General features: G+C 41.4%; 10 protein-coding genes and 1 pseudogene. 9 read left to right on the top strand and 2 right to left on the bottom strand.

Annotated features, from left to right (window positions below):
* Positions 1 to 288, bottom strand: a pseudogene (locus tag EWV60_RS11695) (transposase); the annotation flags it as partial.
* A gap of 151 nt (positions 289 to 439) precedes the next feature.
* The gene (locus EWV60_RS11690; RefSeq protein ID WP_002783350.1) at positions 440 to 730 is read right to left on the bottom strand and encodes a small RNA NsiR4-regulated ssr1528 family protein; all 291 of its coding nucleotides are present in this window, start codon (positions 728 to 730) and stop codon (positions 440 to 442) included.
* A gap of 20 nt (positions 731 to 750) precedes the next feature.
* Between EWV60_RS11690 and EWV60_RS11685 the strand changes: the two genes are divergently transcribed.
* The 9 genes from EWV60_RS11685 (at position 751) to EWV60_RS11645 (ending at position 11970) form a co-directional block, all read left to right on the top strand.
* Entirely contained in the window at positions 751 to 1239 is a 489-nt protein-coding gene (locus tag EWV60_RS11685; protein WP_002753379.1) for a BlaI/MecI/CopY family transcriptional regulator, read from the top strand.
* Complete coding sequence (locus tag EWV60_RS11680; protein WP_287232389.1) at positions 1239 to 2087, top strand: M56 family metallopeptidase; 849 nt, start codon at positions 1239 to 1241, stop codon at positions 2085 to 2087. Before EWV60_RS11685 ends, EWV60_RS11680 begins: the two co-directional genes overlap by 1 nt.
* A gap of 2 nt (positions 2088 to 2089) precedes the next feature.
* A complete protein-coding gene (gene bcp / locus EWV60_RS11675) occupies positions 2090 to 2557 on the top strand; it encodes a thioredoxin-dependent thiol peroxidase (RefSeq protein WP_287232387.1) in 468 nt (155 codons plus the stop codon).
* Positions 2558 to 2713: 156 nt separating this feature from the next.
* The gene (gene rpsB, locus EWV60_RS11670; RefSeq protein ID WP_043997933.1) at positions 2714 to 3511 is read left to right on the top strand and encodes a 30S ribosomal protein S2; all 798 of its coding nucleotides are present in this window, start codon (positions 2714 to 2716) and stop codon (positions 3509 to 3511) included.
* A 116-nt stretch (positions 3512 to 3627) separates the two neighbouring features.
* The gene (gene tsf, locus EWV60_RS11665) at positions 3628 to 4383 is read left to right on the top strand and encodes a translation elongation factor Ts (protein WP_272103401.1); all 756 of its coding nucleotides are present in this window, start codon (positions 3628 to 3630) and stop codon (positions 4381 to 4383) included.
* A gap of 109 nt (positions 4384 to 4492) precedes the next feature.
* Positions 4493 to 6400: a squalene--hopene cyclase gene (gene shc / locus EWV60_RS11660; protein ID WP_287232391.1), complete on the top strand. Its 1908-nt coding sequence runs from the start codon at positions 4493 to 4495 to the stop codon at positions 6398 to 6400.
* A 437-nt stretch (positions 6401 to 6837) separates the two neighbouring features.
* Positions 6838 to 8358, top strand: coding sequence for a circadian clock protein KaiC (gene kaiC / locus EWV60_RS11655; protein ID WP_287232384.1), 1521 nt, complete (start codon positions 6838 to 6840; stop codon positions 8356 to 8358).
* Between the two features lie 73 nt (positions 8359 to 8431).
* Entirely contained in the window at positions 8432 to 9262 is an 831-nt protein-coding gene (locus EWV60_RS11650) for an amino acid ABC transporter substrate-binding protein (RefSeq protein WP_287232382.1), read from the top strand.
* 83 nt (positions 9263 to 9345) lie between these two features.
* Positions 9346 to 11970, top strand: coding sequence for a DNA polymerase III subunit alpha (locus EWV60_RS11645; protein ID WP_287232380.1), 2625 nt, complete (start codon positions 9346 to 9348; stop codon positions 11968 to 11970).
* Positions 11971 to 12113 lie beyond the last annotated feature (143 nt).

Raw genomic sequence — 12113 nt, 5'->3', positions numbered from 1 at the left:
TCCTTTCTTACCAGCAATTTTGTTCTTACAGTTATTATAGAACCTAAGAATAGCAGTCCAAGTCCGTTCGCAAGCCTGTTGACAAGCTGTAGAGTTAAGGTCTTGAACAAAAGGGTATTCACTTCTTAATTGAGTGACATATTTATATACATCCTTTTGTCCTACACCTTTATTGTCTTCCCAATATCTAAGACATTTATTCCGAACAAACTGTACTGTCCGAATAGCCTCATCAATGGCTTGATATTGAGATGGTTTTCCTCTAAGCTTGTACTCTAAAACAAACATTTTGCGTTATCGACCTACCACGCAAACTACTCTAGCATACTAAAGTTAAATTGGCAACTATAGATTAGAGTTATTCTTAGTCGTGCTTCGCTGTTCTATGCTGGCGGAACTTTTCATCTCCGAGGTGAAACCGAGAGATGAAAAGCCGACATTATAGGTAAAAAGCGATTTCTTTCTCCTTGAGAGGGGCAAAATCGGCGGCTAACAACAGCTGATTTAACTCCTCTTGGGGGATATGTTTGGCCCCGATGCGGACAATTCGCGATCTCATCGTGTTAGATACTCCGCTTCTTTGTCGTCCTGCTTCCAAACCCATTACCCGGTGATAAAGTTCCAATTTTGCCTGGGGAATTGGGGAACCATCAAAATCAATGCCATTAGCGATCGCCACATCAATGGCATCAGCGCCCGTAGTTGTGGTTAAATTAGTTTCGGTGGACATAAAGACAATATAAAGGATCGTTGCTATTTTATCAGGCGATCGATATCCGCCGCTATGATCAGGAAAGTAATCTTCATTTCTGTGTGACTATGGCTCAATTGCCGACCTATCAACCAAAACAGTTATCCCTTGGCCCCCTAGAAGCGGAAATTCTCAATATTGTCTGGGAATTGGAACCCGTTAGCGTTAAGGATGTCCACGATCGCATTTTAGCGGATCCAGAACGGGATCTGGCCTATACTTCTGTGACTACGGTACTGCGTCGTTTAACTAATAAAGGCTGGTTAAGTTGTTATAAACAGGGTCGGATTTTCTACTGGAAACCGATGGTTTCTAAGGAACAAGCACAGGCAATTAAAGCCTACGAACAATTACATCGTTTTTTGGCTATTGGTAATGCGGATGTGGTGGCTTCTTTTGCCGATAGTCTCGATACTGCTAGTGTCGAACAATTAAAAGCGATCGCATCTCGTTTAGATACCCTTCGTCAACAACGGAGAGAAAGCTAATGCACGGTTCAATGTTATTACTAGCATTAACTATCGCCATTGGTTTACGTTGGTTTCTGCCCAGCTATCAGCGTCGTTGGCAGATAACGCTATTTTTCTTCCTCTTTCCTCCTTTGCTGCTGTTAATGACAGTTATATCGGTGGTTTGTATGGGCTATCGCGGGCAAATGCTAGGCTATAACTCTAGTTTAATAAGTTACTTTAGTGCCATAATTTGGCTAGTTTTTGCTCTATTTTGCCTGATAAAACTTTCCTATCAAACTTGGCAAACCCATCGGGATTTTAGCAGTTATCCCCTCAAAAAAATCACCACTCAGAAGGCGAGAGTTTTAGCAGTGGATTTTCCCTACAGTGCCAGAGTTGGCTTCTGGAAGTCGGAATTAATTGTAACCCAAGGATTATTAAATCTCTTAGATCAAGAACATTTACAAGCAGTTTTAGCCCACGAACAAGCTCACCAAGAATATCATGACACTTTCTGGTTTTTCTGGTTAGGTTGGCTGCGATCGATGTCTTCTTGGCTGCCCAATAGCGAGAATTTATGGTCAGAATTGGTCTTCTTGCGGGAATTACGCGCCGATAAGTACGCTTCCGGACAAGTGGATTATTTACTATTAGCTGAATCGCTGCTTTTAGTGGCAGAAAAAGTTAATCAAGTAGCGGAAATAAGTTTCTCCGATAGTTGCTGTGTCGCTCTGAGTGATAATTCTTTAAATAATCGTTTATTAGAGAGAATTGATGCTTTAGTCGAGTCAGAAAAACCAGAACTTACCAGATTTAACTATCAAGTCTGGCTATTGCTTTCCCTCTCCCTTGCTCCTTTCTTACTCTTGCCTTTACACTCCTAAAAATGACCCTAGAAGTTGGACAAAAAGCCCCCGAATTTGCCACCCCCAACCAAAAAGGCGAAATTAGCAAATTAGCAGATTTTGCCGGTCAATGGTTGGTATTATATTTTTATCCCAAAGATAACACTCCGGGCTGCAGCACAGAAGCGATCGATTTTACCGCTTTGTCACCGCAATTTCAGCAATTAAATGCGGTAATTCTGGGAGTTAGTCCCGATTCAGAAAAGTCCCACTGTCGTTTTATTGAAAAACACAATTTAACTATTCAATTATTGAGCGATCCCGAGCATCAACTGGCGGAAATTTATCAAGTCTGGGGATTAAAAAAATTTATGGGTAAGGAATATATGGGGATTAGACGCTCCACTTTCCTGATCGACCCCCGGGGAAATATTGCCTATATTTGGTCAAATGTCAAGGTAAAAGCCCATGCAGAAGCGGTTTTGAAAAAACTTGAGGAATTGCAGTAGCAAGCCCTCAGTACCCAATATTTACGGGTATGCAATCGCGCCCTTTCGTGTTAGACTAGAAAAGTTGTCAAAAATCGCACATCTAGGCGATCGGGTGTTTCTAGGAATCTAGAAATCCAGCCCTAGATGGAGGATAAACCCGAAAAGGAGAAAAATATGCCCGTTGTCTCTCTCGCAGAATTGCTAGAGTCTGGGGTTCACTTCGGCCATCAAACGCGCCGTTGGAACCCGAAAATGTCTCAGTACATCTACACTGCCCGGAATGGGGTTCATATCATTGATTTGGTGCAAACTGCCCAATTAATCGAAGAAGCTTACGAATTTGTCCGAGGAGAAGCCGATAGCGGTAAACGCTTTTTATTCATCGGTACGAAACGGCAAGCGGCAGCAATCATTAAACAGGAAGCTTTACGCAGCGGCAGCCACTTCGTTAACCAACGCTGGTTAGGGGGAATGTTAACCAACTGGGAAACCATTCGCGGCCGGGTAGAAAGACTCAAAGAATTAGAAGAATTAGAAAATAGCGGCGCCCTCGATAAACGACCGAAAAAAGAAGCATCGGTACTGCGTCGGGAATTAGGCAAACTAGAAAAATACCTCGGTGGCATTAAAACCATGCGCCGGCTGCCGGATTTAGTCGTCGTAGTGGATCAGCGTCGGGAATACAACGCTATCCAAGAATGCCAAAAATTGGGCATTCCCATCATCTCCCTCTTGGATACTAACTGCGATCCTGACTTAGTAGATGTGCCGATTCCCGCCAACGATGACGCAATTCGCTCAGTCAAACTGATTTTAGGCAAAATTAGCGATGCGATCATCGAAGGTCGTCGCGGTGGTCAAGCAGCGGTGGAAGAATACGAGGAAGACTACGATAATGAAACCGAGTACGAGGAAGAAGGTGATTATTCTCAATACGCCGCCGAATTTGCCAGTGGAGACGACGATAACTAGGGAAAATTAGCTATTGATCGCAGCTAGGTTCGGGGGGAAACTTTCCGAGCCTATCGAGCGGTCAAACCTGCCCCTCTCGTGGCATGATCAATTATAAGCAGTAGGTTAGGAATTTTATGGCAGAAATTACAGCACAACAGGTTAAAGAACTTAGGGAAAAGACCGGCGCCGGCATGATGGATTGCAAGAGGGCGCTGACGGAAAACGCGGGGGATATAACCAAAGCGATCGAATGGTTGCGACAAAAAGGGATTACTTCCGCCGAGAAAAAAGCCAGTCGGGTAGCGGCAGAAGGGATGATCGGCAGTTACATCCACACCGGCAGTCGCATCGGTGTTTTAGTGGAAGTGAACTGTGAAACCGATTTTGTCGCCCGTCGCGAGGAGTTCAAAAAATTGGTTAATGACGTGGCGATGCAGATTGCCGCTTGTCCTAACGTCGAATATGTAAAAGTGGCCGATATTCCCGCCGAAATCTCTGCCAAAGAAAAAGAAATTGAGATGGGACGGGACGATTTAGCCAATAAACCCGATAATATCAAAGAAAAAATCGTGGCTGGCCGCATTGAAAAACGTTTGAAAGAACTTTCTCTGCTCGATCAACCCTTTATCCGCGATCAGAACATCAGTATTGACGAATTGCTCAAACAAGCGATCGCTGCTTTAGGAGAAAATATTCAGGTGCGTCGTTTCCAACGCTTTGTACTAGGTGAAGGGATCGAGAAAGAAGAAACGGATTTCGCCGCCGAAGTAGCCGCCCAAATGGGACAAAAAGCCCCGGAACCCGTAGCAGCCGCCCCGCAAGTGGAGGAAAAAGCCCCGGAACTGGCAGCGAAGGATAATCCGCCCGCTAAAGGCAAAAAGAAAAAGTAAGTTCAATGAAGATAAATCTGGTGGGGTGCGAGTTTCGTACCCTTTTTGTCTTCAGGGAATTATGAATTATTTGCACTCGTGGTCCCTAGAGGTTGTCGAACGGAAAAAAATGCAGATTCAGGACAAAATCACCGAAATAGCCGCTAAAACAGCGAAAGCGATCAAACTTTCTCAAAATTATTTACTTTCTACCCAATACTCTGAAGGTTACTGGTGGGCAGAATTAGAATCTAATGTCACCATCACCTCAGAAGCAATTTTACTGCACAAAATCTGGAAAACTGACAAAAAACGCCCCCTAGACAAAGCAGCCACCTATCTGCGTCAGCAACAGTGTCCTAACGGCGCTTGGGAGTTATTTTATGGTGATGGTGGCGATCTTAGCACCACTGTGGAAGCCTACATGGGGCTGCGACTATTGGGAATTCCCGCTAATGATCCTGCTTTAGAAAAAGCTAGAGAATTTATCTTAGCTAAAGGTGGCATCAGCAAAACCCGCATTTTCACCAAAATGCACCTCGCTTTAATTGGTTGTTACGATTGGCAGGGGGTTCCCTCTATCCCCGCTTGGATCATGCTACTGCCGGAAAATTTCCCTTTTACTATCTATGAAATGTCCAGTTGGGCGCGGGGAAGTACGGTTCCTTTATTAATTGTTTTCGACAAAAAACCCGTGTATAAAATGGGTTTTAATCTCGATGAACTCTATACAGAAGGGGTGAATAATGTCAAGTATGAGTTACCAAAAAATAACGATTGGGCGGATGTTTTCCTCTGGTTAGATGGACTGTTTAAATGGGCAGAAAAAACTGATTTAGTTCCCTTCCGTCAAGAAAGTCTGAAAGCGGCGGAAAAATGGGTAATTGAACGACAGGAAGACACGGGCGATTGGGGGGGAATTATCCCGGCGATGTTAAATTCCCTATTAGCTTTAAAAGCCCTAGGTTATGATGTTGACGATCCGATTGTTGCCCGGGGTTTAAAAGCGCTGGATAATTTTGCCATTGAGACAGATAATACCTATTGTGTACAGCCCTGTGTGTCGCCGGTTTGGGATACGGCTTGGGTAATTCGATCGCTAATTGAATCCGGTCTAAATCCCGCTCATCCAGCTATGATTAAAGCGGGACAATGGTTAATCGATCAACAAATTCTTGATTATGGCGATTGGGCGATTAAAAATAAAATCGGAACCCCCGGCGGTTGGGCTTTTGAATTTGACAATCGCTGGTACCCCGATTTAGACGATTCGGCAGTGGTAGTGATGGCTTTAGAGTTAATTAAAATGCCCGATGAAAATATTAAAAAAGCTGTGATGAAACGGGCAGTTAATTGGATGGCTACTATGCAGTGTAAAGCTGGTGGTTGGGGAGCTTTTGACATCGATAATGATCAAAACTGGCTTAATTCTTTGCCCTATGCCGATCTAAAAGCAATGATCGATCCTAATACGGCTGATGTGACTGCCAGAGTTCTAGAAATGTTAGGCACTTGTGATGTTAAAATGGAGGAAAATCGAGTTAAAAAAGCTTTGGATTATCTGGAAAAAGAACAGGAAGCTGATGGTAGTTGGTTTGGTCGTTGGGGTGTAAATTATATTTATGGAACCAGTGGGGCATTATCTGCTTTGGCTTTTCTGGAACCGAATAAATATCGCCATCAATTGCAAAAAGGAGCCAATTGGTTAAGCAGTTGTCAAAATGTTGATGGTGGTTGGGGTGAAACCTGTTTTAGTTACAATAACCCTAAATTTAAAGGACAGGGAAATAGTACCGCTTCCCAAACTGCTTGGGCATTAATCGGTTTATTAGCCGTCGGGAAAGTCACCGGCAATTATCAGCGAGAAGTGATTGAAAAGGGTGTTAACTATCTTCTTGTTACCCAAAAAGAAAATGGTACATGGGATGAAGATTACTTCACCGGTACAGGTTTTCCCTGTCATTTTTACCTGAAATATCATTTCTATCAGCAGTATTTTCCTCTACTGGCTTTGGGGCGTTATCAGGCTTTAATTTAGTCCGTTAACCTATGCGTTAAGACAGGAAATAAGCCTAACTGTCTCACGCATTTTTTATGACTAACTAGGAAAAAATAAATCAGGAGATATATTTAAAAAATTGGCTAATTTTTGAATTGGCGTTCCATAGTAGAGCAAATAAGTATGATTATACCTTAAACTCTCTCAAAGTTGTCAAGAATAGTATTAATCAACTAAATACAAAACTTACTTTGATTCTGACTATTAGTTTATTGCTGTTTTGGTTAATTGTAGCCGAGATTTACCTGCTTATCTAGTTTCCATTTATTCTTGGGTGAAGCTGTCCGGCATTTAAACTATGTCTTGGAAATTTTATTACCAATGCTCAAACTGTCAAACTAGGGATGAATTTCTGGTATCGCTGGTCACTGAAATAGGTACAATAAACATTGGCTCGTTTTCATAGAGAACTTAGAATGACGCAAAATAATCCCCTAGAGTTGATTGAGAAGTTAGAAACAGGAATCCCCGGCTTTGATTTTCTTTCGGAAGGGGGATTGCCGAAAGGAAGAGCAACTTTGATAGCGGGGACGGCAGGAAGTGCTAAAACGGTCTTTGCCTGTCAATTTCTCGCAGAAGGCATCAAAAATGGAGAAAATGGCGTTTTTGTCACCTTTGAGGAGCCACCCCACGCACTCAGAAAAAATATGGGTGGTTTTGGTTGGAATATCCGGCAGTGGGAGGAAAATCGCCAATGGGCCTTTGTCGATGCTTCCCCCCAACCGGAAGAAAAGCCGATGGTGACGGGAGAATACGACCTAGGTGCATTAATCGCTCGCATTGAGTTTGCTATCCGCAAAAATAAAGCCAAACGGGTGTCTATGGATTCTTTAGGCGCAATTTTTAGCCATTTAAGTGACAGCGCTCAAGTGAGAAGTGATCTTTTTCGTCTAGCAACCGCTTTGCGAGAATTGGAAGTAACAGCGATTATGACCGCAGAAAGAACCCAAGAATACGGCGAAATCAGTCGTTATGGGGTGGAGGAATTTGTGGCCGACAATGTGGTGATTTTACGCAACGTTTTAACCGATGAGAAAAGAAGAAGGACGATCGAAATTTTAAAATATCGGGGAACCGATCACCAAAAAGGAGAATTTCCTTTTACAATTATTCCCAATAAAGGGGCCGTGATTATTCCTTTATCAGCTATTGAATTAGAACAAAAATCCTCTAATATTCGTATTACTTCCGGCAGCCTGGAACTCGATAGAATGTGTGGGGGTGGTTTCTTCCGCGATTCGGTTATTTTGGTTTCGGGAGCCACAGGAACAGGAAAAACCCTGATGGTGACAGAATTTATGGCTGGGGGAGTAAGCAATGGGGAAAGATGTTTAATTTTTGCCTTCGAGGAAAGTCGCGAACAGTTATTTAGAAATGCTATCGGTTGGGGTGTGGATTATGACCGCATGGAAAAGGAAGGTAAATTAAAAGTAGTCTGCCGTTATCCCGAAACTACGGGTTTAGAAAATCATTTAATTATGATGAAGGAAATTATCGAGGAGTTTCAACCTAATCGAGTGGCAGTAGATAGTTTATCTGCTTTAGAAAGGGTTTCTAATCTGAAAGGATTTCGGGAATTTATTATTGGTTTGACTTCTTTTATTAAGCAAAAAGAGGTGGGAGGATTATTTACTTCCACCACTCCCACTTTATTAGGAGGTTCCTCGATTACAGAAGCACATATTTCTACAATTACTGATTCAATTATTCTGCTGCGTTATGTGGAAATGTATGGAGAAATGCGCCGCGGGATCACTGTTTTAAAAATGCGCGGTTCTATGCACGATAAGGATATTCGTGAGTTTTCGATCGATCATCAAGGTATGCACATTGGTCAACCTTTCCGCAATGTTACCGGAATTCTGGCCGGAACTCCTATGTACACAGCACAAACAGAAGTAGAACGTTTGAGTGGATTATTTGAGGATCGTAGTTAAAATATAGCAGCATTTGCTAATCGTGCGTCGGTTGTTAGCTTTTTTCTCCCTATCTCCTTCTTGCTTTCTTGATATGTCTAAAAACTTTTGGTTGATTTTTCTAGGTCTTTTACTGATAAATAATCTACATTTATCAGTCTTAGCAGAAACAGTTTTACAAAGAATTGCTCGCACGGGAGAATTAAAAGCGGCAGCCAGAAAAGATGCTACTCCCTTTAGTTATATCGATGAGAAAACGGGACAATGGACAGGTTACGGAGTGGAATTAATGCGCTTAGTCCAACGTCGATTAGCACAAGAATTAGGTAAACCGATTACAATAAACTTTACAGAAGCGACGACTAATAATCGTTTTCAGCAAGTGGAACAGGGACAAGTAGATTTATCCTGTAATGCGGCAACAATTACGGAAGAAAGACTAGAAAAGGTTAATTTTTCTACTCCCTATTTTATGACAGGAGCGCAATTTCTAACTAAAAGAGAAAATGCTGATAAAATAGATATTAATAACACTTTAGCGGCGGTTGCGATCGCCTACATTCCCCACACCACCACCGATAGTATTATTCGTTATATCTATCCTCTGGCTAATTGGCAAGCTGTCAGCGATCGAAGTGAAGCAGTGGCAAAATTACAAAGGGGAGAAGTAAAAGCAGTGGTTAGTGATGGAATTCTTCTACTGGGGGAAATCGTTAAACAAGGACAGGATCTCCGAGAATTTGTGCTACTACCCCGTCAACCGATTACCACCGAACTTTATGGCTGTATTTTACCCAAAAACGATCCCGAATGGAAAAAATTTGTTGATACTGTCGTCGGCAGCAATGATAACCGGAGACTGCGAGAACAATGGTTTAATTTAGAACAAGGTTTTTTTCCCTATACGATTCTCAATCAACCCTAAAAATAGACTGTAATTGCTGAAAATTAAAAGTAAGTAAATTCTAGTTTTTTTCTTTTTCCTTGTCACTTTTTTCTCAAAAAATTATGTCTTTTGTCGGTTTACATATTCACAGTGATTATAGCTTACTTGATGGTGCTTCCCAATTACCGTCACTAATTGATCGAGCGATCGAATTAGGACAACCAGCGATCGCTTTAACCGATCATGGAGTCATGTATGGTGCGATCGAATTAATTAAAACCTGTCGTAATAAGGGAATAAAACCAATTATTGGCAACGAAATGTATGTAGTTAATGGCGATATTGAAGTCAATCTTCGCCACCGAAAATATCATCAAGTTGTTTTAGCCAAAAACACCCAAGGCTATAAAAATCTGGTTAAATTAACTACTATTTCTAATCTGAAAGGTATTCAAGGTAAAGGCATTTTTGCTCGTCCTTGTATCAATAAAGAGTTACTCCAACAATATCACGAAGGATTAATAGTTACCAGTGCTTGCTTGGGTGGAGAGATTCCCCAAGCAATTTTAGCTAATAACAGAAAAGTGGCTAAGGAAACTGCTAAATGGTATAAAAAACTTTTTGGTGATGATTTTTATTTAGAAATTCAAGACCACGGTTCTAAAGAAGATCGGATTGTCAATGTAGAAATAGTTAAAATTGCTAAAGAATTAGGAATTAAAGTAGTTGCTACTAACGATTCTCACTTTATTTCCTGTTACGATGTAGAGGCACATGATGCCTTACTTTGTATTCAAACTGCCAAGTTAATTACTGAAGATAAACGCCTCCGTTATAGCGGCACAGAATACTTAAAATCTGCTGATGAAATGCGTTTACTTTTCCGTGATCATCTGCCAGAAGATGTGATTGAAGAAGCGATTAATAACACCTTAGAAGTAGCAGAAAAAGTCGAACCTTATAACATATTTAATGAACCAAGACTACCTAACTATCCAGTTCCTGCGGGACATACTGCTGATAGTTATGTAGAAGAAATTGCTTGGTTAGGATTACTAGAAAGATTAAAATGTCCTTCTCGTCACGAAATTGAACCTGTTTACAAAGAAAGACTTGAATACGAATTAAAAATGTTACAGAAAATGGGATTTTCTACCTATTTTCTCGTCGTTTGGGACTATATAAAATATGCTAGAGATCATGATATTCCCGTCGGTCCAGGACGTGGTTCTGCGGCGGGTTCTTTGGTAGCATATTCTTTAAAAATAACTAATATTGATCCCGTTCATCACGGTTTATTATTTGAGCGTTTTCTCAATCCTGAACGGAAATCTATGCCTGATATTGATACGGATTTCTGTATCGAGAGACGGGATGAAATGATCCAATACGTCACGGAAAAATACGGGGAGGCTAATGTTGCCCAAATCATTACTTTTAACCGCATGACATCAAAAGCTGTCTTAAAAGATGTGGCGCGGGTGTTAGATATTCCCTACGCCGAATCGGATAAAATGGCGAAAATGATTCCCGTTTCTCGCGGTAAACCCACACCTTTAAAAGTGATGATTTCCGATGAAACTCCCGAACCAGCATTTAAAGAAAGATACGATACGGAACCCCATGTGCGTCATTGGTTAGATATGGCAATTCGTATCGAAGGTACTAACAAAACCTTCGGAGTTCATGCCGCCGGAGTCGTCATTTCTTCCCAACCTTTAGATGAAGTGGTTCCCCTCCAGAAAAATAATGATGGTGCGGTAATTACCCAATATTTCATGGAGGATTTAGAATCATTGGGATTGTTAAAAATGGACTTTTTAGGGTTAAGAAATTTAACTACTTTGAAAAAAACCGCCGATTTAATTAAACAAAATCAGGGCATAGAAATTGATCTGGATCAATTGCCTTTAGATGAAAGAAAAGCTCTGCAAATTCGGGCTAAAGGAGAACATAAAAAACTACCTCCCGATATTCTCAAAACCCACGGATTACTAGAAGAGGGGGATTTAGAAGGTATTTTCCAGTTAGAATCGTCGGGGATGAAACAGATAGTTAAAGAGTTAAAACCATCGGGTATTGAGGACATATCTTCAATCTTAGCACTCTATCGCCCTGGACCTTTAGATGCGGGATTAATTCCTCTCTTTATTGGCAGAAAACACGGTAGGGAACCCATTCGTTATGATCATCCTTTATTGGAACCAATTCTTAAGGAAACCTACGCAGTTTTAGTCTATCAAGAACAGATTATGAAAATGGCGCAGGATTTAGCCGGTTATTCCCTAGGAGAAGCGGATCTATTGCGTCGAGCAATGGGTAAGAAAAAAGCCTCCGAAATGCAGAAACAAAGGGAGATGTTTATCGATGGTGCTGCTAAAAATGGTGTGGAAAAAAGAATCGCTGAAAATCTTTTTGAACAGATGGTAAATTTTGCCGAATATTGTCTAGGAGGTGAGACGTTAATTTTAACTGAGGAATACGGATTATTACCAATTGCTAAAATTGTGAGCGAAGAAATTAACTGCACTGTTTATACTGTTGACCAAAATGGTTTTGTTTATAGTCAACCAATCTCTCAATGGCACGAGCGAGGTTTACAAGAAGTCTTTGAATATACCCTAGAAAATGGCCAAACTATCCAAGCAACCAAAGATCATAAATTTATGACTAGCGACGGAGAAATGTTAGCCATAGATACAATATTTGAGCGCGGTTTAGATTTAAAATCCTCTGATTTTTCCTAAAAACCAAACCCCCCAATCTGGTGAGATTGAGGGGTAGGAAAGAATAATCCTGGCATCGAGCTATTGTCCCGGTCGGCAACCCGACAAGTATCTTGGCCACGGCGAAGTTTCACAACCGAGTTCGGGATGGAATCGGAGTGGTG

This window comes from Microcystis sp. Msp_OC_L_20101000_S702, assembly GCF_007095705.1.
GTDB lineage: Bacteria > Cyanobacteriota > Cyanobacteriia > Cyanobacteriales > Microcystaceae > Microcystis > Microcystis ichthyoblabe_A.
This window is presented reverse-complemented; position numbering and strand designations above follow the sequence as displayed.